Origin of the sequence: Streptomyces sp. NPDC001194, from assembly GCF_042896985.1 — a bacterium.
Taxonomy (GTDB): domain Bacteria; phylum Actinomycetota; class Actinomycetes; order Streptomycetales; family Streptomycetaceae; genus Streptomyces.
The window spans coordinates 75,622-97,926 of sequence record NZ_JBIAXU010000015.1 but is presented as its reverse complement, the minus strand read 5'-3'; the positions used below and the strand labels follow the sequence as shown (position 1 = coordinate 97,926).

General features: G+C 73.5%; 20 protein-coding genes. 12 read left to right on the top strand and 8 right to left on the bottom strand.

Annotated features, from left to right (window positions below; translation table 11 throughout):
- The first annotated feature begins 223 nt into the window (after positions 1-223).
- A complete protein-coding gene (locus ACFY1T_RS25985; protein WP_390790309.1) occupies positions 224-1,594 on the top strand; it encodes a DUF3616 domain-containing protein in 1,371 nt (456 codons plus the stop codon).
- A gap of 44 nt (positions 1,595-1,638) precedes the next feature.
- Here the strand turns inward: ACFY1T_RS25985 and ACFY1T_RS25980 are convergent, their stop codons facing one another.
- Entirely contained in the window at positions 1,639-2,514 is an 876-nt protein-coding gene (locus ACFY1T_RS25980; RefSeq protein WP_390790308.1) for a winged helix-turn-helix transcriptional regulator, read from the bottom strand.
- An 85-nt stretch (positions 2,515-2,599) separates the two neighbouring features.
- Between ACFY1T_RS25980 and ACFY1T_RS25975 the strand changes: the two genes are divergently transcribed.
- Both ACFY1T_RS25975 and dapD read left to right on the top strand, forming a co-directional pair.
- Positions 2,600-3,871, top strand: a complete 1,272-nt coding sequence (locus ACFY1T_RS25975; protein WP_390790307.1) for an MFS transporter — start codon at positions 2,600-2,602, stop codon at positions 3,869-3,871.
- A 9-nt stretch (positions 3,872-3,880) separates the two neighbouring features.
- The gene (dapD, locus tag ACFY1T_RS25970; protein WP_030859004.1) at positions 3,881-4,861 is read left to right on the top strand and encodes a 2,3,4,5-tetrahydropyridine-2,6-dicarboxylate N-succinyltransferase; all 981 of its coding nucleotides are present in this window, start codon (positions 3,881-3,883) and stop codon (positions 4,859-4,861) included.
- A 129-nt stretch (positions 4,862-4,990) separates the two neighbouring features.
- Here dapD and ACFY1T_RS25965 read toward each other — a convergent pair whose 3' ends face one another.
- Both ACFY1T_RS25965 and ACFY1T_RS25960 read right to left on the bottom strand, forming a co-directional pair.
- Positions 4,991-5,245: a hypothetical protein gene (locus ACFY1T_RS25965; RefSeq protein WP_390790306.1), complete on the bottom strand. Its 255-nt coding sequence runs from the start codon at positions 5,243-5,245 to the stop codon at positions 4,991-4,993.
- A gap of 236 nt (positions 5,246-5,481) precedes the next feature.
- A complete protein-coding gene (locus ACFY1T_RS25960; protein WP_390790305.1) occupies positions 5,482-7,323 on the bottom strand; it encodes an endonuclease/exonuclease/phosphatase family protein in 1,842 nt (613 codons plus the stop codon).
- Between the two features lie 319 nt (positions 7,324-7,642).
- On the opposite strand from ACFY1T_RS25960, the gene ACFY1T_RS25955 reads away from it, so the two are divergent.
- A complete protein-coding gene (locus tag ACFY1T_RS25955) occupies positions 7,643-9,142 on the top strand; it encodes a hypothetical protein (protein ID WP_390790304.1) in 1,500 nt (499 codons plus the stop codon).
- Between the two features lie 214 nt (positions 9,143-9,356).
- Positions 9,357-10,796, top strand: coding sequence for an alkaline phosphatase PhoX (locus ACFY1T_RS25950; protein WP_390790303.1), 1,440 nt, complete (start codon positions 9,357-9,359; stop codon positions 10,794-10,796).
- Between the two features lie 69 nt (positions 10,797-10,865).
- Here the strand turns inward: ACFY1T_RS25950 and ACFY1T_RS25945 are convergent, their stop codons facing one another.
- From ACFY1T_RS25945 to ACFY1T_RS25930, 4 genes are all read right to left on the bottom strand, one after another.
- On the bottom strand, positions 10,866-11,042 hold the full coding sequence (locus ACFY1T_RS25945) for a hypothetical protein (RefSeq protein ID WP_199813622.1): 177 nt from the start codon (positions 11,040-11,042) through the stop codon (positions 10,866-10,868).
- Between the two features lie 112 nt (positions 11,043-11,154).
- A complete protein-coding gene (locus ACFY1T_RS25940) occupies positions 11,155-12,396 on the bottom strand; it encodes a TerD family protein (protein WP_390790302.1) in 1,242 nt (413 codons plus the stop codon).
- A gap of 53 nt (positions 12,397-12,449) precedes the next feature.
- Positions 12,450-12,671 carry a hypothetical protein gene (locus ACFY1T_RS25935; protein ID WP_390790301.1) on the bottom strand — a complete coding sequence of 74 codons (222 nt, stop codon included), beginning with the start codon at positions 12,669-12,671 and terminating at the stop codon, positions 12,450-12,452.
- A 42-nt stretch (positions 12,672-12,713) separates the two neighbouring features.
- A complete protein-coding gene (locus ACFY1T_RS25930; protein WP_390790300.1) occupies positions 12,714-14,243 on the bottom strand; it encodes an aldehyde dehydrogenase (NADP(+)) in 1,530 nt (509 codons plus the stop codon).
- A 146-nt stretch (positions 14,244-14,389) separates the two neighbouring features.
- Here ACFY1T_RS25930 and ACFY1T_RS25925 point away from each other — a divergent pair, with 146 nt between their 5' ends.
- From ACFY1T_RS25925 to ACFY1T_RS25895, 7 genes are all read left to right on the top strand, one after another.
- Positions 14,390-15,253 (top strand): IclR family transcriptional regulator, encoded by an 864-nt coding sequence (locus ACFY1T_RS25925; protein ID WP_390790299.1) that lies wholly within the window; start codon positions 14,390-14,392, stop codon positions 15,251-15,253.
- Positions 15,254-15,346: 93 nt separating this feature from the next.
- Positions 15,347-16,297: a hypothetical protein gene (locus tag ACFY1T_RS25920; RefSeq protein ID WP_390790298.1), complete on the top strand. Its 951-nt coding sequence runs from the start codon at positions 15,347-15,349 to the stop codon at positions 16,295-16,297.
- On the top strand, positions 16,297-17,583 hold the full coding sequence (locus ACFY1T_RS25915) for a sensor histidine kinase (RefSeq protein WP_390790297.1): 1,287 nt from the start codon (positions 16,297-16,299) through the stop codon (positions 17,581-17,583). The genes ACFY1T_RS25920 and ACFY1T_RS25915 overlap by 1 nt, the downstream gene beginning before the upstream one ends.
- Positions 17,580-18,251 carry a response regulator gene (locus tag ACFY1T_RS25910; RefSeq protein WP_390790296.1) on the top strand — a complete coding sequence of 224 codons (672 nt, stop codon included), beginning with the start codon at positions 17,580-17,582 and terminating at the stop codon, positions 18,249-18,251. The genes ACFY1T_RS25915 and ACFY1T_RS25910 overlap by 4 nt, the downstream gene beginning before the upstream one ends.
- 62 nt (positions 18,252-18,313) lie before the next feature.
- Positions 18,314-19,762, top strand: a complete 1,449-nt coding sequence (locus tag ACFY1T_RS25905; RefSeq protein WP_390790295.1) for a peptidoglycan D,D-transpeptidase FtsI family protein — start codon at positions 18,314-18,316, stop codon at positions 19,760-19,762.
- A 62-nt stretch (positions 19,763-19,824) separates the two neighbouring features.
- The gene (locus ACFY1T_RS25900) at positions 19,825-20,337 is read left to right on the top strand and encodes a GNAT family N-acetyltransferase (RefSeq protein WP_390790294.1); all 513 of its coding nucleotides are present in this window, start codon (positions 19,825-19,827) and stop codon (positions 20,335-20,337) included.
- Positions 20,338-20,380: 43 nt separating this feature from the next.
- Complete coding sequence (locus tag ACFY1T_RS25895) at positions 20,381-21,085, top strand: DsbA family oxidoreductase (protein WP_390790293.1); 705 nt, start codon at positions 20,381-20,383, stop codon at positions 21,083-21,085.
- Between the two features lie 117 nt (positions 21,086-21,202).
- Here the strand turns inward: ACFY1T_RS25895 and ACFY1T_RS25890 are convergent, their stop codons facing one another.
- Positions 21,203-22,270 (bottom strand): pyridoxal-phosphate-dependent aminotransferase family protein, encoded by a 1,068-nt coding sequence (locus tag ACFY1T_RS25890; RefSeq protein ID WP_390790292.1) that lies wholly within the window; start codon positions 22,268-22,270, stop codon positions 21,203-21,205.
- Positions 22,271-22,305 lie beyond the last annotated feature (35 nt).

Genomic DNA, 22,305 nt, shown 5'->3' with positions numbered 1-22,305 from the left:
TCGACCCACCGCTTCACGAAGGGCCCCCGGCACCGCGCCGGGGGCCCTTCGCGTGCTCCGGAGCAGGTGGGGCGGTGTCCGGCGCGCTCCCGACGGGCCCTGTGAGTTCTTCCGGCGGACGATTGACGTGCACCGGATGTTGGCCGCGGTGGCCGAACCTGCTCGACGGCCGTCACGGCGTGACGCGGTTCGCGCCCGGCTCGACTCTTGGGGACGGACACCGATGAAGAAGCAGCTTGGCATCGCAGGGATCGCGGCGCTGGTCGTCGCCGGGACGGTCACGGTCGTGCCCGCCCAGGCGGTGACGTACGGGACGCCGACGATCAGCCTGTCCGCCGCGTACCTGTCCGGCGCCGTCGGCGCGTCCGGGGACCCCGTGGTCGACGTGACCGTGGGGCAGAGCGGCGCCGACGCGTCCGCGCTCACGGTCAGCGCGTCCGCGTCGAGCAAGGCCTCGGTCGCCGGGACCGGCGACGTGACCGTCACCGGGACCGGGGCGGTGCGCCGACTCGCCGTCGCCGCCCGCGGCCGCGGCTACACCAACCTCACCGTCAAGGTCACGGGGCTGGGCGGCAAGAGCGCCACCAAGACCCTGTCGTACGCCGCTTCCGCCGCCGTGCAGAACCCGGCCGACGCCCGCTACTTCACCGGCGCCTCCGACTCCTCGGCCGCCGTGGACGTCGGCGGCGGCTACACCGTCGTCGCCGACGACGAGAGCAACGTGCTGCGCCTGTACGACCGTTCCCGCTCGGCGGCCCCGGTCCGCACCTGGGACTTCAGCTCGCAGCTCGGCGTCACGAAGGAGGTGGACATCGAGGGGGCGACCCTGATCGGGAACACGATCTACTGGACGGGCTCGCTCGGCAACAACAAGGACGGCGAGTACAAGGCGCCCCGGAACACGGTGTTCACCACCACGGTGAGCGGCTCCGGATCGGCCACGCAGCTCGCGTACGGGCGCTCGTACAAGAAGCTCCGCGACGACCTGGTGGCCTGGGACAAGGCGAACGGGAACCGCTACGGCTTCGCGGCCGGCACGGCCGCGGGCGAGGTGCCCAAGCAGATCGACGGGTTCAACGTGGAGGGTCTGGAGTTCGCGCCCGGCTCGACCACCACCGCCTACCTGGGCTTCCGGGCCCCGCTGGCCCCGGCGGTGCCGGGCGGCAAGGCGCTGGTCGTGCCGGTGACCAACTTCGACCAGGTGCTCTCCAGCGGGGCCAAGGCCGCCTTCGGGGCGGGCATCGAGCTCGACCTCGGCGGCCTCGCGATCCGCGACATCCGCAAGAACGCGGCGAACCAGTACCTGATCCTGGCCGGCTCCTGGGCCGCGGACGACAACTCGGACCCGTACGCGCTCTACCAGTGGGACGGCGTCGCCGGCCACGCGCCGGTGAAGCGGGCCGACCTGCCGACGACCGACCCGGGCGGCTGGGAGGCCATCGTGGAGGTACCGGACCTGTCGGTTCCGGGCGCACGGGTCCAGCTGATCACGGACAGCGGCTCGGCCGACCTGTACGGGGACGGCACCGAGGCCAAGGACCTGACGCACGCGGAGTGGAAGAAGTCCCGCGCGGCCTGGTTCACCCTGAACTGACGCCAACGCGGGGCCGGCCCGGTGGACCCGGCCCCGCCGACGGGTCAGCCGGCGTCGCGGACGGCGCTCAGCGCCGCCGCCACGCCGGCCTCGATGTCCCGGATCGGATAGAACACCTCGCGCACGACGCGCTCCCGGTCCACCACCAGGGTCAGCCGCTTCAGCCGGCTCACCCCCGCCGCCCGGAACGTCGGCAGCCGCAGCGCCGCCGTCAGCGTCAGTTCCGCGTCCGAGAGCAGCGGGAACCGCAGCCCCTCCGCCTCCGCGAACTCCCGCTGCTCGTCGGGCCGCTGGGTGGACACCCCGTGCACCGTCGCCCCGGCCGCCGCGAACTCCGCCAGCTGGTCCCGGTACGTGCACGACTCGAAGGTGCAGCCCTTGGCCCCCGGGATCCCCGCCCACCCCGGAGGGTAGGACTCCGCCCGCGCGTACGCGCCGGGGAAGCAGTACAGGACCGTGAACGGCGTGTCCGCCACCGGATCCCGCACCTCCCCGAACCGGTCCGCCAGCACCAGCTCCGGCAGCCGTGTGCCGCGCAGCGCGTGCACCCGCTCGGCCTCCCGCGAGGACTCCTCCGTCGTCGCCGTCATCTCGCCTTCCCCCAGGACCCAGGTGTCTCCCCAGTCCTGGAGGGCCACCAGGACCGGCAGCAGTCCCCGCCCGCGCGGGGTCAGCCGGTAGTCGTGCCGCACCGGGCGTTCCTGGTACGGCTCGCGCGTCAGCACCCCGGCTTCGACCAGCAGTTTCAGCCGCTCGGCCAGCACCTTCCGGGACACCCCCAGCTCGCGCTGGAACGCGTCGAAGCGGTGCACGCCGCGCGCGGCGTCGCGCACGATCAGCAGCGTCCACCAGTCGCCGACCACGTCGAGGGCCTGGGCGATGGCGCAGTCCGCGTCGTCGAGGTGCGTGCGCTGGGCCATGGGCACTCCTTTGTCCGTTGACCCAAGGCTGTCATGCTGACATAGTCCGTTCCCAAAAGGAACTCACTAAGGTTCGGGGGCGGACATGGGAATGGCGCAGGGCTTCAAGGACGTGCCCCGAGTGGTGTGGCTGCTGGCGGCCGGGGTGTTCGTCAACGCCGTCGTCAGCTTCACCTTCGTCTTCGTGTTCCTGTACCTGACCGGCCCGCGCGGCCTCGGAGCCGCCCAGGCGGGGCTGGTCACCGGCATCGGCGGCATCGGCCTGGTCGCCGGGAACTTCACCGGCGGCTGGTACGGGGACCGCTTCGGCCACCGCCGCGTGCTGCTCGCCGCCTCCCTCGCCGGCGGCCTCGCCCTGATGTCCTTCCCGCTGCTGCCCACCGCCGGCCTCTACGCGGCCCTGCCGCTGGCCCAGTACGCCTCCGGCGTGGTCCGGGCGGCGAACTCCGCGCTGGTCGCCGTCACCGTCCCCGAGGGGGCCCGCCGGCAGGCCTTCGCCGTCGTCCGCTGCGTCTCCAACGGCGGCTTCACCCTCGGCCCGCCGCTGGGGGCCCTGCTCGCGACCGGGCTCTCGTACGACTGGCTCTTCGTCGCCGACGGCCTCGGGACCCTGTTCTTCGCCGTCTGGACCGCGCGGGTCGTCCCGGCCCGCGGGGCCGCCCGCGGCGCCTCCCGCCCCGCCGCGGCCCCGGACGGGGGTCTGGGCCGCGGCGTGTGGGAGGAGCTGCGGACCCGGCCCGCCGTACTCGTGCTGCTCGGCGCGATCCTGGTGACCGACCTCGTCTACCGCCAGCAGTACTCCGCCTTCCCCGTCTTCCTCGCCGACCACGGGCTCGACACCCGGGCCTTCGGCTTCGTGATCGCCCTCAACGGGGGCGTCATCCTCCTGCTGGAGCTCCCGGCCGCCGTCGCGCTGCGCGCACGGCCGCCGCTCCCCGTCATCGCCACCGGCATCGTGCTCGTCGGGGCCGGGTACGCGGCGCTGTCCGCCGGGATGGGGCTCGCCGGCGCCGTGGCGATGATGGTGCTGCTCAGCCTCGGCGAGATCCTGTACAAGACCACCGCGACCGCGTACGTCGCCGACCAGGCGCCCGAGCACGCGATCGGGCGGTTCCAGAGCCTGTACGCGGGGGTCTCGGTCAGCGGGGTCGTCCTCGGGCCACCGCTGGGCGGAGCCCTGTACGCGGCCGCGCCCGGGCTGCTGTGGCCGCTGTGCGCGGCACTGGCGGCGGGCTCGGGCGGGGCGGTGCTGTACGTGTCACGGCGCGAGGGGCGGCGGAAGGCGGCGGGTGCGGCGCGACACGCGGCGCGACCGGCACATGAGACCGGTTCGCGGCCTCGGGCCGTCGCCGGTTAGGTTTCGGGCATGACTGCTACGCGTACCACCGGCGCCGTCGCCGCCGGACTTGCCACCATCGCCTCCGACGGCACCGTCCTCGACACCTGGTTCCCCGCCCCCGAGCTGGTCGCCGAGCCCGGCCCGGCCGGCACCGAGCGCCTCACCGCCGATCAGGCCGTGCAGCTGCTGGGGGCCGCCGCGGCCAAGGCGATCCGCCTGGACGCGGTCCGCGACGTCGAGGTCGTAGCCGTCCGCACCGTGATCTCCTCCCTGGAGGACAAGCCGCTCGACGCGCACGACGCGTACCTGCGCCTGCACCTGCTCAGCCACCGGCTGGTCAAGCCGCACGGCCAGAGCCTGGACGGCGTCTTCGGCCTGCTGGCCAACGTCGCCTGGACCTCGCTCGGCCCGGTCGCCGTGGACCAGGTGGAGGCCGTACGGCTGAACGCCCGCGCCGAGGGCCTGTACCTCCAGGTCACCTCGATCGACAAGTTCCCGCGGATGACGGACTACGTCGCCCCCAAGGGCGTGCGCATCGCCGACGCGGACCGGGTCCGCCTGGGCGCGCACCTCGCCGAGGGCACCACCGTCATGCACGAGGGCTTCGTCAACTTCAACGCCGGGACCCTCGGCACCTCCATGATCGAGGGCCGCATCTCGGCCGGCGTCGTGGTCGGCGACGGCTCCGACATCGGCGGCGGCGCCTCCACGATGGGCACCCTCTCGGGCGGCGGCAAGCAGATCATCTCGATCGGCGAGCGCTGCCTGATCGGTGCCGAGGCGGGCGTGGGCATCGCGCTGGGCGACGAGTGCATCGTCGAGGCCGGCCTGTACGTGACCGCGGGCACCCGCGTCACCCTCCCGGACGGCCAGATCGTCAAGGCCCTGGAGCTCTCGGGCGCGAGCAACATCCTCTTCCGCCGCAACTCGGTCACGGGCACGGTCGAAGCCCGCCCGAACAACGCGGTCTGGGGCGGCCTGAACGAGGTCCTCCACTCCCACAACTGATTCCCCGGCCCCAGCGGCCCCGGAGCGGCCACGACGCCCCCACCTCCCCGGCAAGGGGTGGTGGGGGCGTCGTGTTTCTCCCGGTCCCGCCGACGTCCGCCCGCCCCGAGCACGGGGGGACGCGGCGGTTCAGCGGAGGGCGATGGTGCGGATCAGGCCGGCGAAGGCCTCTTCCTCGGCCTCGGTCAGCTCGACCGACTCCATCGGGTGCATGGCGGCGCTGCGCTGGGCCGGGATGACCGCGACGCCTTCGTACGCGCCTGGCTCCGGCTGGTGGAAGCGGGAGTCCCACAGCATGTGCCCGAGGCCGAGCACCCACACGAGGCCGGCCACGAACAGGACGGCCAGGCCGATTTCCTGGGCGAGGGAGATGGAGGGGAACACGCGGTCCTCCGGGGGATACGGGGGGACATGGTCGAGCGTGGGGCCACTCAACACCACAACCCGGGTCGAATGGGCGGTGATGTGGCGAGCGTCACGCCAGGGGCGAAAGTCCCGACTTCTCCCCAGGTGTCCTGTAGCGCCCGCGCGCCGGCCCCGGGAAGACCGCGGCCGGAAGCGCGGCAGGGCCCCGGACCGGACGGCGTCCGGGGGCCCTGCCGGTCGGTGGCGCGCCGCCGCTACGGGCGGAAGCGGAGCACCTGCGGGTCGTGGTCGCTGTTCTGCGCCGAGAACTCCGCGTTGATGTGCACGCTGTCGTACGTGAAGTTCTTGATGGCCGGGCTGGTCAGGATCTGGTCCAGCACCTGCGCGTTGCCCTGGTACACGTACGAGTAGCGCTCCGCCTTCGGCAGCGACTTGATCGCCGAGTACAGCGCCCCGCCGTCCTCCAGCGCCTGCGCGGTCGCCGAGAACTCGAAGTCGTTGATGTCGCCGACGGCGAGGACGCTCGCGTTCTTGTCCGCCGCCAGGAGCTGCTTGACGAAGCCGTTCACGGCCTGCGCCTGGAGCAGCCGCTTGGCCTCCGAGGAGCGCACCGGCGGCTGGTGGACCGAGGTCAGGCCCTCGTCGCCGCCCTTGGAGCCGAAGTGGTTGGCGATCACGAAGACCGTCTTGCCCTTGAACACGAACTCGCCGGCCAGCGGCTTGCGGCTGTCGGCCCACGCCGGGTTCGCCGGGTCGATCCGGCCGGGGGAGTGGGTCAGGGCGGCCTTGCCGTTCACCTGCGTCACGCCGGTCGGGGTCACCGAGTCGCCCGCCGCGCGGTCCGTGAAGGAGACGCGGGCCGGGTTGAAGAGGAACACCTGGCGGATGTTGCCGCCGGGCTCGCCACCGTCCTTGTTGTTCTCCGGGTTGACGGTGCGCCACTGGTACGCCGGGCCGCCCGCCGCCGCGATCGCCGCGGTGAACTTCGTCAGGGTCTGCTCCGCCGAGACGGTGCCGTCGTTCTTGGCGCCGTTGTCGTCCTGGATCTCCTCCAGGGCCAGGATGTCGGGCGAGGCGAGGTTCGCGACGACGGCCTTGGCCAGGTTGTCGAACTTCTCCTGCGGGTCGCTCGGGTCGAGGTTCTCCACGTTGTACGTGGCCACCGCGAGCTCGTTCGCCGCCTGCGCCTTGGTCTTCTCGGGGGCCAGGGTGCCCGCCTTGACGGTGCCGAGGGTACGGGCCACCAGGGTGTAGCCGCCGAACTGGTTGAAGTCCAGCGGGCCCTCGGTGGTGCCGGTCAGCTTGTCGCCGACGTTGGCCACCGGGAAGGGCTGCTGCGCGAGCGGCGCGAGCTGCTGGACCTGCAGGCGGCCGGTGTTCTGGGACTCGTACGAGCCGTACAGCGTGCCGCCGCGCTTGGCGGTGTTCTCCCAGCCCTTCACCGTGACCCACAGCTCCGAGTACGGGTCGGTGGCGCCGACCACGCGCGAGGTGCCGATCTTCACGTTCATGCCCTCGAGGGACTCGTAGAAGTCCAGGGCGTAGCGCGAGGGCTCCAGGGTCAGGCCGTTGATGCTGCCGGCGGCGGCCGGGTCGCCCGCCGGGGCGTACTCGGCGGGCACGTTGTACTCGTTGATCGCCGTGGCCTCGGGCAGCGCGTTGCCCGAGGAGACCACGGTCACGGCCGGCTTGGAGATCTGGGTGACCGACTGGTTGCCGGAGGAGACGCCGCCGGGGATGTACTCGCCGACCAGGCCGGAGACCTTGACCGCGTCGCCGACGGCGACGGTCGGGACGGAGTTGGTGAAGACGAAGACGCCCTCGCTGGTCGCGTCGTTGTCGTCGGCGTCCGGGTCCTGCATCCAGAAGCCGCGCGAGCCGTACGTGCGCACGCCCGTCACGATGCCGGCGACATCGGCGACCTGCTTGCCGTTGAGCGGCGATATGCGGGTGGTGCCCTGGATGTCGTGGATGCGTATCGGCTCGGCGGACGCGGAGCCTTCGGCCGCGTCGGCGGTGCCCGCGAGCAGGCCGGTGGCCAGGGCGGTGGCGACGAGTGCCGAGACGGCGGCGGAACGGGGGTGCGAGGAGCGCATGGTCAAGAACTCCGGTGTGTGGAAGACGAAAGCGAAGGGGTGTTGCGTGCGTTTGGCGGGATTTATGCGGAGGCCCCGCCGTCGTGCCGCGGGAGATCCGCAGGAATCCCGGAGATTCCCCATAGATCTACGCGCGTCAATTTCCTGTGTGACCAGGGAAGTTGTCAAGGCCTCCAGGGCATACGGCGGCTGACTGTGGGATGAACCAAAGGAGATGGCGCCCCGGGCGCGCCCGATATGCGTCTACGCTGGTGCGCCGGACGGCCGCCCCGCGGGGCCGTGCCCCATCGCCCCACCGCGTTCGCGAGGAGACCGCCCCATGTCCGCAGAGCCGCACCCCACGCTGCCGCCGGTACGGCTGCCCTCCGATGCGGAACTGGCCCGCGACGCCCTCGTCGCCCCCCTGTTCGCCCGTGCCGTACGGCTGGCCCGCTGGGCCGGACCGCACACCCGCGTGGACATCGGCGGCGAACTCGCCGCGGCGCAGCTGCCCGAGGCGGCAGCCGTACTGGGCCTCGACCCCGCCGACGAGGAAGGCCCGGTGCTGGCGAGCCAGGCCTGGCGGGTGGCCGTGGACACCGGCCTCGTCGACGTGGCCGAGCCGGAGGAGAACGGCGACGAGGAGTCCGGCACCGCCGCACCCGGCGAGGACCTGGCCCTGGTGGCCGGCGGCGCACCCGCAGAGGTGCTCGACCTGTGGCTGGCGGCCCTGGACACCGTCCTGGCGGACGCGGCCGTGCCCGATCTGGACGACCTCGTCGACGCGCTGGACGCGGGCGGTGAGATCGACTTCGACCGGCTGGACTGGAACCCGAGCCGTGAGGCGGACTTCCTCGACGGGGTCCTCGCCAACCTCTACCTGCTCACCGTCTCCCGGCACGGCGCCTCGGACGGGCCGATTCCGCTGCCGGTGCTCGCCGCCTCGATGGTCATCCCCGACGACATGGGCGAGCCGACCGACGCCGTGCTGGAGCAGGTCTCGGACGCGATGATGCGCCTCGACGACCAGTTCCGGCAGCTGGAGCCGATCGGGCTGGTCGAGTTCCGGCCCGTGGACGAGGCGCTGATGGCGGAGGCGGACGACGAGGAGTTCGCCGCCGCCGGCTCGACCGGCGGCCCGGGCGCGGGGGCGTCCCCCGGCGAGGCCGACGACGAGGACGTCTCCCGGTACGGGCTGGTACGGCTGACCCCGCTCGGCCTGTACGGGATCCGCGCCCGCATGCTGGAGGCAGGGGTCTGCGCCCCCGCCGTCGGCGAACTGGCCGACAAGGGCGCCGACGCCCTCCTCGACGCGGTCTCCGGATACTCCGAGGGCGCGGCCCAGGCCGAGATCGAGCAGTGGCTGGCCGGCCGTGAACTGCGGGGCGCGGTCGCCGAACTGCTGGCCGCGGCCCGCGGCACCGACGAGGGCGGCCCGCTGCGCCGGCTGCGCTGCCAGCAGGCCCTCGCCCCGGCCGGTCCCGAGGCGGAGCCGGCGGTCCGCGCGGTGCTGGACGACGCCGAGCTCGGCGGGCTGGCCCGGGTCTGGCTCTCGGAGCGCGGGGCGGCCGACGTACCGGCGCCGGACGAGGCCATGGTGTTCTGGCTCACCGTCGACACGATCGCGGCGCAGCTCGCGGCGGACGGGGAGACGGAGGAACTGCCGCTGCTGATGCAGTCCCTGACCGAGCACCACGCGGGCTTCTTCGACCAGGCCTGGCGGGTCGAGCACCCGGCGACGGCGTACGTGCTGGAGGCGATGGGCCGGATGCACCCGGACAAGAAGGCCGCCAAGGAGGCCCGCAAGGCCGCCTTCAAGGCCCGTTCGCGCCAGCCCTGACGCGAGGGGATCCCGGGTACGGGAGCGGCAGGCGGGACAGGGGGAGACCGGCGGCCGGAACGCGCCGTTCCTGAGCCGGAGTCGGCCATTGCGGCCACCGGCAAGGGATCCGCTCCGCTTCGCGGGTAATTCAGCCGCCGTTCACGTGCGGGCGAGAGCGTGTGCGCCGACGACCGCACGACAGGCGCACCACCTCCCCACCCCTGGAGACCCGATGCCGCTCAGCCGTAGAGACTTCACCGCCCGCACCGTCATCGCCGGCGCGGGAGTCGCGCTCACCGGGACGGTCGGCGCGCTCGCCACCGCCCCGGGAGCGCTGGCGGCCGACGACAGCACCCTGCGCGACGAGCACGGCAGGCCCTGCGAGCCCGGTTACGGCCCGCTCCTCGCGGACCCGGCCGGACTGCTCGCCCTCCCCGCAGGATTCCGCTACCGCGTGATCACCCACAGCGGGGTCACCACCCTCGACTCGGGCGAGTCCACCCCGTCCAACCACGACGGCACGGCCGCCTTCGAGGGCCACCGCGGGGTCACCCTGCTCGTCAACAACCACGAACTCAAGGGCAAGCGGGCGGACTGGGCGCACCCCGTCCCGCTCACCGAGGGCCTCGTCTACGACCCGGCGGCGGCCGGCGGCTGCACGGTGGTCGAGGTCCGGCGCGGCGGCGAGGTCGCCGAATGGGTGGGCGTCGCCGGTACGTCCACCAACTGCGCGGGCGGAGCCACCCCCTGGGACACCTGGCTGACCTGCGAGGAGACCGAGGACCTCGCCGGCAAGAACGGCATGACCAAGGACCACGGGTACGTGTTCGAGGTCGACCCGCACGACCGGCGCGCCAACCGCGACCCGAAGCCGGTCAAAGCCTTCGGCCGGTACGCCCACGAGGCCGTGGTCATCGACCCGCGCCAGGGCCACGCGTACCTGACCGAGGACGCCTCCGGCCCCAACGGGCTGCTCTACCGCTGGACCCCGCCGAGCGGCTTCCGGCACGGGCGCGGCAAGCTCCGTACCCTCGCCGCCGACGCCGGCGTGCTCGCCGCCGCCAAGTGCTTCGACAGCGCGGGCCGGTTCGTCGACGACCTCTCGCGCGCGACCAGGATCGGCACCGTCTACGGGGTCGACTGGGTGCCCGTCCCGGACCGCGACGCGCGGACGGTGTCGGTGCGCAAGCAGTTCGCGGAGGGCGCGGTGACCCGCGCCCGCAAGCTGGAGGGCATGTGGTGGGCCGACGGGGGCGCGTACTTCGTCTCCTCGTACGCCCGTGAGGAGAGCCCGGGTACGGCCCACGACGGCCAGGTGTGGTTCTACGACCCGAAGCGGCGCACGATCCGGCTGACGGTGGTGCTCGGGGTGAACGCCGACCCGGCGAAGGACGGCTCCTTCGACGGCCCGGACAACATCACGGTCTCGCCGTACGGCGGCCTGGTCATCGCGGAGGACGGCAGCGGGCTGCAGCACCTGTTCGGCGCGACCGAGTCGGGGCGCACGTACCCGCTGGCGCGCAACGAGCTGAACATCGGAACGGCTCAGGAGCCGGAGTACTCGGAATTCACCGGTGTCTGCTTCTCGCCGGACGGGCGCACGCTGTACGCCAACATCCAGGACCCGGGCATCATGCTGGCCATCACCGGCCCTTGGCGCCGCGCGCGCTGACGACCGGCGCTCGCGACCGAAGGCCGCGGCGCCGCCCGTTCACGGGGCGGCGGCGCGGCCTTCGGTCGTTCATTGTGCTGCGGCGATCTCGGCGCGGCTGGCGGCGGCCCATTCCTCCAGGAGGAACTCGTACGCCTCGGAGGGCCACTCGTCGTCCACCCGCGTCTCGACAAGGTGCCGTATCGCCTCGTTCGCCTCTGCGGCGGACGGGCGGGCGGGACCCGCGGGCCGGAGTGTGCTGTACATGCTTTCAAGGCTACGGGCGGGCACTGACAGTCACCCACCTATTAAGGGTGGAATCCATCACCTCGGCCCTCCGGCCGATGGTCACGGTCGCTCCATGTGCCCGCCCACCTGCTCAGAGTGCCGAAGAGCCGGGCTTGACCATCCCGCGCACTGTGCGGGACTTCACAAACTCTCCGATGGCCGTCATCTCCCATTCGCCCGAGAACTGGCGAATCAGCTTGGCCATCATGACCCCGGTCTGCGGCTCGGCACCGGTGAGGTCGAAGCGCACCAGCTCCTCCCCGCTCGCCGCGTCGATCAGGCGGCAGTAGGCCTTGGCGACCTCGCTGAACTTCTGGCCGGAGAAGGAGTTGACCGTGAAGACGAGGCCGGTGGCCTCGGCGGGCAGCCGCCCGAGGTCCACGACGATCACCTCGTCGTCCCCGGCGCCCTCGCCGGTGAGGTTGTCACCCGAGTGCTTGATCGCGCCGTTCAGGATGGACAGCTTGCCGAAGTAGCAGCTGTCGATGTGGTTGCGCTGCGGGCCGTACGCGATGACGGAGGCGTCGAGGTCGATGTCCCGGCCGCGGAACGCCGGCTCCCAGCCCAGGCCCATCTTCACCTGGGAGAGCAGCGGGCGGCCGTTCTTGACGAGGGACACGGTCTGGTTCTTCTGGAGGCTGACCCGGCCCTTGTCGAGGTTGATCTTCCCGGTGCCGGCGGCGGCCGCGGCCGGCGCGGCGGCCGGCGGGGCCGCGGGGAACGACGGGGCCGCCGGGGGCGCGGGAGGCGTCGACGCCGGGGCGCTCGGCCAGGAGGAGGGTGAGGGCGCGGCCGGGGCCTGCGGGGAGGCAGCGGGCGGCGCGGTGGGCTCCTCGTCCACGGAGACGCCGAAGTCGGTCGCGATCCCGGCGAGGCCGTTCGCGTACCCCTGGCCCACCGCGCGCACCTTCCACACGCCGCCGCGCTGGTAGACCTCGACGACCACGAGAGCGGTCTCGGCGCCCAGCTGCGGCGGGGTGAAGGAGGCGATCACCGCGCCGGTCTCCGCGTGCCGCACGGTGGCGGTGGGCTCGATGCCCTGGAAGGTCTGACCGGCGGCGTCGGGGCTGGCCGTGACCACGATCCGCTCGATGCCCGGCGGCAGGGCGCCCGTGTCCACGGTGATCGAGTCCGGCGCCGCCCCGCCGCCGGACCGGTAGCTGACACCGGGCCCGGACGGCTGGTTGTAGAAGATGAAGTCGGCGTCGGAGCGCACCTTGCCGTCCGCCGCGAGGAGCAGCCCCGACACGTCGAGCCGCACCGGGGCAGCCACGTCCACCGTCACACGGACGGTGTTGAGCGGCAGATTGGAACCTGGGGTCATAGCGGTCATGCCCGGAGAACGACCGGAGGTGCTTTGCCGTTCCCTTACCCTCGTGACAGATTTCAGCGCTTGTTGCGGGGGTGGTTCTTCGCCGTGCGCTCGTTGCCGAACTTGTACGCGCCTGTCCAGCGGGCCATCACGAGCTGCGCGTCGCCGGACTCCACCTCGGCGAGGAACTTCTCGGCCCGGCCGCCGCGCAGGGTGCTCGCGGCCCGCCCCTGGTGCGTGATGACCACGCTCGCGTCGGCGCGCTGTTCGTACGTGAATCCGTGAGGTCTCGGCATGACCGGCAGCCTGCCCCCGCGGCGCGGGGGCGGGCAAGGCAATTACGGAGCCGTGGGCGTGACGCGGCGCGGCAGCCCCAGCGGATTCGCCTCGCGCAGCTCAGCCGGAAGCAGCGGGTCCGGCACCGACTGGTAGACCACCGGCCGCAGCCAGCGCTCGATGGCGGTCCCGCCCACCGAGGTGGAGTGCGAGGTCGCCGCCGGGTACGGGCCGCCGTGGTGCTGGGCGGGGGCCACCGCGACCCCGGTCGGCCAGCCGTTGACCAGGATCCGCCCGGCCAGCGCCGTGACCCGCGCGATCAGCTCCGCCGCCGGGCCCGGGCCGCCGTCGGCCTCGGCCGCGGAGAGCTGGAGCGTGGCGCTCAGGTTCCCGGGGAGCCGGCCGAGCACCGACCCCGCCTCGCTCTGGTCCGCGTACCGCACGACCACGGTCACCGGTCCGAAGCACTCCTCCAGCAGCACCTCGTACGCCCCGCCCTCCAGCAGGCTCCCGGCGGACACGGTCAGGTATCCCGCGCCGACGGTGTGCTCGCCGCCGGAGCCCGGGGTGACGGGCGCGGTCACGCCGGGGAGCGCGGCCCGCTCGCGCACGCCGGAGATGAAGTTCTCCCGCATCCGGTGGTCGAGCAGGACGCCCGGCTCGGTCTCGCCGAGGGCCTTCGTCAGCGCGCCGGTGAGCCGGTCGCCGTCGGCGCCCTCGGGGACGAGGACCAGGCCCGGCTTGACGCAGAACTGGCCGACCCCGAGGGTGACCGAGCCCGCGAGCCCGGCGGCGATCTCCTCGGCGCGCTCGGCGGCGGCCGCGGGCGTGACCACGACGGGGTTGAGGGAGCCGAGTTCGCCGTGGAACGGGATCGGCACGGGCCGGGCGGCGGCCGCGTCGAACAGCGCCCGGCCGCCCCGGATGGAACCGGTGAATCCGGCGGCGGAGACGAGCGGGTGGCGGATCAGCTCCAGGCCCGCGTCGAAACCGTGGACGACGGCGACCACCTCCGCCGGCAGCCCGGCGGCCACGGCCGCCCGGCGCAGCAGCGAGGCGCACAGCTCGGAAGTGGCCGGATGGTCGGGGTGCGCCTTGACGACCACCGGGCAGCCGGCGGCCAGCGCGCTCGCGGTGTCCCCGCCGGGGACGGAGAACGCGAGCGGGAAGTTGGAGGCGGCGTAGACCGCGACCACGCCAAGCGGCACCTTGTAGCGGCGCAGCTCGGGGCGGGGCGGGACGGCGCCGGCGTCGGGGCGGTCGATGCGGATGTCGAGGTAGGAGCCCTCGTCCACGGCGTCGGCGAAGGCGCGCAGCTGGCCGGTGGTGCGGGCGAGTTCGCCGGTGAGCCGGCCCGGACCGAGGGCGGTCTCGGCGTCGGCGGCCTCGATGACGTGGGCCGCGGCCCCGTCGAGCAGCTCGGCGGCCGCGCGCAGGAAGGCCGCGCGGGCGGTGCGGTCGGCGAGCGCACCGCGGGCCGCGTGGGCGGCGCGTACGGCCTCGTCCACTTCGCCGGACGTGGCCTCGACGGCAACTTGTTCGCGCTGCTTCCCGGTGCGGGGGTCCACACTCCAGACTGGTGTTGCTGCCATGGCGCACTGCCTCCTGGATCTCGCTGACCCGCGCGGTGGCGTTCAGTATTCTGAACGCCGTTCCGATGGATGGATGATCACATCCGTTCCGGACTCTATTTCCGGGCCTTCCGCGTTGACAAGGGACAAGAGGGGCAAGAAGGCGAATGACCACAGGTGAACCGGACGGATCCGGCGCGGAATCGGAAGGGTCAGAGGGCGGCGCGGGGGCGCCGGAGGCCGACGGGCCGGGGGCGCCGGAGACAGGGGGCCCGGGGGCGCCGGCGGCCGTCAAATCGGCCGTCCGCACGGTGCTGTTGCTGGAGCACTTCGCGGCGCGGCCCGGACTGCACAGCCTGGCCGACATCCAGCACGACCTCTCGCTGCCCAAATCCAGCCTCTACATGCTGCTGCGCACGCTGGTGAACCTCGGGTGGGTGGAGACGGACGCGACGGGCACGCGGTACGGCATCGGCGTACGGGCCCTGCTCGTCGGCAGCTCGTACATCGACGGGGACGAGGTCGTCGCCGCGGCCCGGCCCACCCTGGACCGGCTCTCCGACGACACCACCGAGACCATCCACCTCGCCCGGATGGACGGCACGAGCGTGGTCTACCTGGCCACCCGCACCTCCCAGCACTACCTGCGGCCGTTCACGCGGGTCGGCCGGCGGCTGCCCGTGCACTCGACCGCACTGGGCAAGGCGCTGCTGGCGACCCACACCGACGAGGAGGTGCGGGCGCTGCTGCCGCGGCGGCTGGAGGCGGTCACCGAGCACACGATCACCGACCGGGAGCAGCTCGTGGAGGAGCTGGCGCTGGTACGGGAGCAGGGCTACGCGGTGGACCGGGAGGAGAACACGCTCGGGCTGCGCTGCTTCGGGGTGGCGGTGCCGTACCGGACGCCGGCCCGGGACGCGGTGAGCTGCTCGGTGCCGGTGGCCCGGCTGACGGCCGACCACGAACTGCGGATCAAGGCTGCGCTGTTCGAGGCGCGGGACCGGCTGTCGGTGGCGACCCGGCGCATGTGAGGCGGCGGAGGGGGAGGTTCCTCCCCCGGGCGGGGGAGGCGGTTCCCTCCGGCGGGGGAGGTGGCGGGGCGGCGGACGCGGGACCGTTGGGGCATGACCACACAAGCCGTTCACACGGGGGCCGGACGCGAGGCCCTGAAGGCGGTGGCCCTGGCCGCCACCGTGCCCTATCTCGTGCTCAAGTCCGCCTGGCTGTCGGGGAGCCGGGTCGGGATTCCCGACGGCAGCCCGCTGCTGGACGCGGGGATGTTCCTCACCGCGGCCAACGCGGTGACCCTGGCCATGGACGCGAGCGTGGTCGTGCTCGTCCTGCTCCTCACCAGACCCTGGGGGATGCGGGTGCCTCCCTGGGTGCTCACGGTCCCCGCGTTCACCGCCACCGGGCTGCTCACCCCGATCCTCGTCGCGTTCCCGGCCCAACAGCTCATACGGGCGGTGGACCAGGGCGGCCCGGCGTATGCCGGGGAGGGGGTGCGGCCCTTCCTCGACCCCTGGGTGTTCACCGTCGTCTACACCGGCTTCTGCGTCCAAGGACTCGCCCTGGCCGGGCTGTTCGTGCCCTATGCGCGAAAGCGCTGGGGCCGGCGCTGGCAGGGCGTGCTGGGCCGCGGACTCCCGTCACCCACGGGGGTGGTGGCGGGAGCCGCGGCGGTGGGCGGCCTGGTGGTCGCGGCCGTCCACGTGTACTGGGCCTTCGGCGGGACGGCCGGGCCGGGGGAGGAGCGGGCGGCCGCGCACACGGCGACCGAGGGCGTGGTGTCCGGGGTCCACGCGCTGTGCGCGCTCGCCGCCGCCGCGGGGGCGCTGATGCTGGTCCGCGGCGGGAGCCGGGCCGCGCGGTGGCCGCTGGCCCTGACGTGGATCGGCTCGGCGGCGGCCCTGTGCTGGGGCCTGTGGCCGTGGCTGGCCTCGCTGGGCCCGCAGCTCGACGGCGGCGAACCGGCGGCCGCGGCAGTGCAGTTGATCTACGCTGTTCAGATGATCACCGGAATATGCGCCGCCGCCGTGCTGACCCGGTTCCTCGCCTCTCGCCGCGAGGAGTGATGCGGACGGCGGCGTCCCGGCTACTGGGGGCGCGGGCCCGGCTGCGGTGGGTGCACCTGGTCCTCGGCGGGGCCCTGCTGATGCCGTACTTCTTCCTCGCCCAGGTGGTGGTCAGCGTCTGGACCGGCCGGGGCGGCTTCCTCGGCTCCGGCCCGCTGGCCTTCGCCTCGTACGGGCTGTCCTTGCCGCTTGCCGCCGCGACCGCCGTGTTCGGGCTGGTCCGGCCGCTGTCGGCCGGCGCCGTACGGGCCCTGTGCGGGGTGCCGGGCGAGCGGCTGGCCGCGGGGCCGGCGCGGTCCTGGGCGGCGCGCGGGCGGACCTCGGCCTGGTGGACCCTGCACCTGGGGGTCGGCGCGCTGGTGAGCGGGATCAGCCTCGCGGTGCCGCCCATGGCGGTGGTGCTGATCGCGCTGCCCTTCGTGAGCGGGCTGCGGACCGCCGAGCTGGGGCTGGGGTGGTTCAGCACGGACGCCCCGCCGTACGTCGCCCCGCTGCTCGGGATCGGGATGCTGGCCGGGCTGGCCCTGTGCGCCGCCGGGGCCGGGGAGCTGCTGGCCCGGACGGCGCCCGTACTGCTCGGGCCGACGGCGGCGGACCGGCTGGCCGCGGCCGAGGAGCGGGCCGCCGACCTGGCCGTGCGCAACCGGCTCGCCCGGGAGCTGCACGACGCGGTCGGCCACGCCCTGAGCGCCGTCACCCTCCAGGCGGTCGCCGCTCGGCGGGTGCTCGACAGCGACCCCGCGTTCGTCCGGGAGGCGCTGGCCGCGATCGAGGACACCACCCGGCGCACGGTGGGCGAGCTCGACGCCGTGCTCGGCCTGCTGCGGGACGGGGACTCGGCCCGGGCAGCGGCCGCCCCCGCCCCGACGCTCGCCGCCGACCTCGACGGGCTGCTGGCCCGCACCCGGGCCGCCGGGACCGCCGTCACCGCCCACCAGCACCCCGGACCGGCGGGGAGCTGGGAGCGGCTCCCGGCGATCGCCTCCCGCGAGGCGTACCGGATCGTCCAGGAGGGCCTGAGCAACGCCCTGCGCCACGGCACGGGCCCCGTCGAGCTGCGGATCACCGTACGGGGCGCACACGACGGAACCCCTCCCGAACTGGAGATCACCATGACCAATCCGCCGGCCCCCGCCGAGAGGCCGCGGCCCCGTACCACCGGGGGCCGCGGGCTGCACGGCGCCGCAGAGCGGGCCGCCCTGCTCGGCGGCATCCTCGAAGCCGGCCCGCACCGGGGGCTGTGGCGGCTGCGCGCCCTCCTCCCGCTGGGCGGAGCCGCGCGATGACCTCCCAGGGCCCGCCGCGGCTGCGCATCGTGCTCGCCGACGACGAGCGGATGGTCCGCACCGCCCTGCGGGTCATCCTCGAAGCGGAACCCGATCTGGAGGTCGTCGGCGAGGCGGCCGACGGCGCCGAAGCCGTCCCGCTGGTCCGATCCCTCGCCCCCGACGTGGTGCTGATGGACGTCCGGATGCCCGCGATCGACGGCATCCGGGCCACCGAGCAGATCATCGCCACGATGGCCGAGCCGCCCCGGATCGTGGTCGTCACCACCTTCGAGAACGACGCCTACGTCTACGACGCGCTGCGCGCGGGCGCCTGCGGGTTCCTCCTGAAGCGGGCCCGACCCGACGAGCTGATCGGCGCGGTCCGCCTCGTCGCCCGCGGCGACAGCCTGCTCTTCCCGGCGGCCGTGCGCGCCCTGGCCTCGTCGCACGCGCCCGGCGGCCGGGGCCCCGCCGCCCCCTGGGTCGCGCGGCTCACCGAGCGGGAGGCCGGCGTGCTGCGCCTGATGGCCGCCGGGCTGTCCAACCAGGAGATGAGCGAGCGCCTCGGCGTCGGTCCCCAGACGGTCAAGACCCACGTCGCCGCGGTCCTCTCCAAGACCGGGTCCCGCGACCGCACCCAGGCGGTGATCGCGGCCTACGAGGGCGGCTTCATGAAGAAAGACTGAGAACCCCGCCACAATCGGGGCAGAGCGGAACGCCCGGGGGCCTTGGCGCGTCCTTCTGGGGGATGAACAAAACGATCAGGCGTGCGTCGGTCTTCTGTCTGCTCCTGGTGCTGGCCCTTCTGGTGCGGGTCACCTGGGTGCAGGCCTACCAAGGCCAGGCCCTCGCAGACAACGAGAACAACCGGCGGAACCTCATCGGGCAGTACGAGAACCCGCTGGGCAACATCATCGTGGGCGGCGAGGCGATCACCGGCTCGGTGAAGACGGACGGGAAGGACTTCGGCTACAAGCGCACGTACGTCAACGGCCCGCTCTACGCGCCGCTCACCGGCTACAGCTCCCAGGCCTTCGGCACGAGCATGCTGGAGGGCGTCTACAAGAAGATCCTCAACGGGTCCGACGACCGGCTCAAGACGGTGATGGACATGCTCACCAACAAGCGGGCCTCGCCGGGCAACGTGCTGACCACCGTCGACAAGGACGTCCAGCAGGCCGCGTACGACGCGCTGCAGGGAAAGCAGGGCGCCGCCGTCGCCATCGACCCGGCGACCGGCGAGATCCTCGCCATCGTGAACAACCCCTCCTTCGACCCGGGCAGCATCGCCGGCGCCAACGACAAGGAGGCCTGGGAGAAGCTGCTCGAGAACAAGGGCAAGGCCCTGGAGAACGTGGCCCTGCGCAAGCCGCAGGCACCGGGCTCCACCTTCAAGCTGGTCACCCTCGCGGCGGCCATCGAGAACGGGCTCGTCACCAACATCGACACGCCGACCGGCACCCCGGACCCGTACACGATCCCCGGGACCCGGACCCTGCTGCCCAGCGAGGCGGGCTCCGCGGCCTGCAACAACGTCTCGCCGCGCACCGCGCTGCGGCTGTCCTGCAACAACGTCTTCGCGGAGCTGGCGCACCAGCTCGGCCAGGACAAGATGCGGGCGATGGCCGAGAAGCTCGGCTTCAACACCGAGACCGCGACCCCCGTCGCCGCCCGGCCGGCGAGCAAGTACCCGACGAACAAGATGTCCGTCGACCAGGTCGCGCAGACGGGTATCGGCCAGTTCGACGTGCAGGCCACCCCGCTCCAGATGGCGATGGTGACCGCCGCGATCGAGAACGGCGGCAAGCTCGTCGCCCCGCACTCGGTCTCCGAGGTCACCGACGCGAACGGCAACGTGCTGGAGAGCTTCAAGAACCCGAAGTCCGAGCAGGTCATGAAGGCCAAGACCGCATCGATGCTCCAGGACGCCATGCGGACGGTCGCCACCGAGGGCGGCGGCAAGCCCGCGCAGGTGACCGGCGCCGAGGTGGGCGGCAAGACCGGCACCGCCCAGCGCGGCGTGAACAACAGCCTGCCGCCGCTCGCCTGGTTCACCTCGTACGGCAAGCTCGGCGGCAAGCAGATCGCGGTTGCCATCGTGATCGAGAACTCGGACACCGACCGCTCCGAGATCGGAGGCGGCAAGCTCGCCGCCCCCATCGCCCAGAAGATGATGGCGGCGTGGCTGAAGAAGTAGCCGCGCCACTCGCTCCACGACGCGCCGGGAACCGACATGGCTCCCGGCGCGTTTCCCTTCCCATGATCAGAACCGCGCAGCCCGCAGATCTCGACACCATAGCCGCCCTGCACGCCCGGGCCCGCGCCACCTACTACCGCGGCCGCATTCCCGAGGACGCGTACGCCGGGGAAGCCGAGCTCGAGCGGACCCGCGAGGGCTGGTCGGTGGCGGTGGCCCGGGCCGCCGCCGAGGGCGGGGTGCTGTGCGCGGAGCAGGACGGGGAGCTCACGGGGGTCGCCGCGTTCCGGACGACGGACGGCGAGACGACGCTCACCCAGCTGCACGTGGATCCGGTCCACTGGCGCCGGGGCGGCACCGGGGCCGCCCTGCACGCCGCCTGCGTCGACGCGTGGCGCCGGGCCGGCGTCGGCCGGGTCCGCCTGGAGGTCTACGAACACAACCTCCGCGCCCAGGCCTTCTACGCCCGGCAGGGCTGGCACCGGGATCCGGCCGGCGCGGAGCGGTCCGGCTCGCACCTCACGCTGTGGCTCAGCGTCGGGACCGGGGAATGCGACGCCCCGACAGGTGGTTGAAGCCGAAACCGTCCCATCCCGGAACAAGGAGAGAAAAAGGATCATGCGCGTCGAGATCTGGAGCGACATCGCCTGCCCCTGGTGCTACATAGGCAAGGCCCGGTTCACCAAGGGGCTCGCCGCGTTCGCGCACCGCGACGAGGTGGAGGTCGTCTTCCGGTCCTTCGAGCTCGACCCGAACAGCCCCAAGGGCACGGTTGCGCCGGTCCTGGAGATGCTCGCCAAGAAGTACGGCCGCACCCTCGAGGAGGCGCGCGGCATGGAGGAGCACGTCGCCGCGAGCGCCCGCGCCGAGGGGCTGACGTACCGCACCGACGGGCGCGACCACGGCAACACCTTCGACATCCACCGCCTGCTGCACCTGGCCGCCGCCCGCGGCCGTCAGGAGGAGCTGCTCGACCTGGCCTACCGCGCGAACTTCGCGCAGGAGCGGTCGGTGTTCGACGCCGAGGTGCTGGTCGCCCTCGCCGTCGAGGCGGGCCTGGACGAGGCGGAGGCCCGTACGGTCCTCGCGGACGACACCGCCTACGCCGCCGAGGTACGGGCGGACGAGCGCGAGGCGGCGGAACTCGGCGCCAACGCCGTGCCGTTCTTCGTCCTCGACCGCCGCTACGGGATCTCCGGCGGCCAGCCCGCCGAGGTCTTCACCCAGGCCCTGGAACAGGCCTGGGCCGGCCGCGAGGTCTCCGAGCCCGCCGCGGCCGACGCGTGCGACCCGGCCGGCGCCTGCCCGGCCCCGCAGGCCTGACGAGACCCCGCAGGCCTGACGAGACCCCGCAGGCCTGACGAGACCCCGCACCTGACCGGGCCGCCCGCGGCCCCGGCCGGCCCGGGACCCGGCCCGTTCCGGCTCCGGGCGGTCCGGTCAGTGCAAGGTTTCCGACCAGGCGGCTTCCGCCGCGGCCACGGCATCGGCCGGATCCGCCCCCAGCGCCGAGGCCAGCGCCGTCAGGGACGTGAGGACCGCCTCCAGGGACGCCGCCCGGCCGTAGTGGTTGACGCGGATCATCTCCCCGGCCGCCGACACGGGGGCCGCGGGGGCGGCGGCCAGGGCCTTGGACGCCACCGCCGGGGCCTGCGGCACGCGGAGCGTGGTGGCCACCGGCGCCGCCTCCCCCGGGCGTACGACGTACGGGGCGATGCCCAGGCCCTGCGCCCCGGCGCGGGTCGCCGCCGCCGCGGCGCGGTGGCGGGCCATCACCGCCGACAGTCCCTCGGTGGCGATCCGGTCCAGGCAGGCCTCCAGCGCCAGCATCTCCAGCTGCGCCGGGGCGTGCGGCAGCGCCGTGCGGCCCGCGTCGATCCAGCGCTCCTTCCAGTCCAGGAGGGAGAGGTACGAGCGGCGCGGGGCGGCCGGGTTCTCCGCGAAGCGGGCCCACGCGCGGTCCGACACCGACACCGCCGAGACCCCCGCCGGGCCGCCCATCGCCTTCTGCGCGCCGATCACGCACAGGTCCACGCCCCAGGCGTCCGGCAGCAGCGGCTCCGCGCCCACCGACGCCACCGCGTCCAGCATGAACAGCGCCCCGTGGGCCCGGACGACCTCGCCGATCTCCGCCACCGGGTTGGTGTTCCCGGTCGCCGCCTCCGCGTGGACCAGCGAGACGAAGTCGATCCGCGGGTGTTCGGCCAGCGCCCGGTCCACCTGCTCGGCGGTCACCGCCGTGTCGAACGGCACCGCCAGGTCCACCACGCCCGCCCCGCAGTTGCGCAGCCAGTTGCCGAAGGTGGTCCCGTACGGGCCGGTCACCACGTTCAGCGCCGTCGAACCGGGCCGCGCCCCCGAGCGGATGCACCCCTCCAGCGGCAGCAGCGCCTCGCCCTGCGTGATCACCACGTCCTGCCGGGTGGAGAGGAGGTCCGCGACCCCCTGCTCGATCGACGCGAAGTGCTCCGCCGTGAGCGGCGGGAGGTCCAGCAGGGGGTGGGTCACGGTGGTGCTCTCTCTTCGTCCGCTGCGTCCGGGGG

Coding starts and splice junctions, on each gene's coding strand:
- ACFY1T_RS25985 (WP_390790309.1), top strand. CDS start 224: ATGAAGAAGCAGCTTGGCATCGCAGGGATCGCGGCGCTGGTCGTCGCC.
- ACFY1T_RS25980 (WP_390790308.1), bottom strand. CDS start 2,514: ATGGCCCAGCGCACGCACCTCGACGACGCGGACTGCGCCATCGCCCAG.
- ACFY1T_RS25975 (WP_390790307.1), top strand. CDS start 2,600: ATGGGAATGGCGCAGGGCTTCAAGGACGTGCCCCGAGTGGTGTGGCTG.
- dapD (WP_030859004.1), top strand. CDS start 3,881: ATGACTGCTACGCGTACCACCGGCGCCGTCGCCGCCGGACTTGCCACC.
- ACFY1T_RS25960 (WP_390790305.1), bottom strand. CDS start 7,323: ATGCGCTCCTCGCACCCCCGTTCCGCCGCCGTCTCGGCACTCGTCGCC.
- ACFY1T_RS25955 (WP_390790304.1), top strand. CDS start 7,643: ATGTCCGCAGAGCCGCACCCCACGCTGCCGCCGGTACGGCTGCCCTCC.
- ACFY1T_RS25950 (WP_390790303.1), top strand. CDS start 9,357: ATGCCGCTCAGCCGTAGAGACTTCACCGCCCGCACCGTCATCGCCGGC.
- ACFY1T_RS25945 (WP_199813622.1), bottom strand. CDS start 11,042: ATGTACAGCACACTCCGGCCCGCGGGTCCCGCCCGCCCGTCCGCCGCA.
- ACFY1T_RS25940 (WP_390790302.1), bottom strand. CDS start 12,396: ATGACCGCTATGACCCCAGGTTCCAATCTGCCGCTCAACACCGTCCGT.
- ACFY1T_RS25935 (WP_390790301.1), bottom strand. CDS start 12,671: ATGCCGAGACCTCACGGATTCACGTACGAACAGCGCGCCGACGCGAGC.
- ACFY1T_RS25930 (WP_390790300.1), bottom strand. CDS start 14,243: ATGGCAGCAACACCAGTCTGGAGTGTGGACCCCCGCACCGGGAAGCAG.
- ACFY1T_RS25925 (WP_390790299.1), top strand. CDS start 14,390: ATGACCACAGGTGAACCGGACGGATCCGGCGCGGAATCGGAAGGGTCA.
- ACFY1T_RS25920 (WP_390790298.1), top strand. CDS start 15,347: ATGACCACACAAGCCGTTCACACGGGGGCCGGACGCGAGGCCCTGAAG.
- ACFY1T_RS25915 (WP_390790297.1), top strand. CDS start 16,297: ATGCGGACGGCGGCGTCCCGGCTACTGGGGGCGCGGGCCCGGCTGCGG.
- ACFY1T_RS25910 (WP_390790296.1), top strand. CDS start 17,580: ATGACCTCCCAGGGCCCGCCGCGGCTGCGCATCGTGCTCGCCGACGAC.
- ACFY1T_RS25905 (WP_390790295.1), top strand. CDS start 18,314: ATGAACAAAACGATCAGGCGTGCGTCGGTCTTCTGTCTGCTCCTGGTG.
- ACFY1T_RS25900 (WP_390790294.1), top strand. CDS start 19,825: ATGATCAGAACCGCGCAGCCCGCAGATCTCGACACCATAGCCGCCCTG.
- ACFY1T_RS25895 (WP_390790293.1), top strand. CDS start 20,381: ATGCGCGTCGAGATCTGGAGCGACATCGCCTGCCCCTGGTGCTACATA.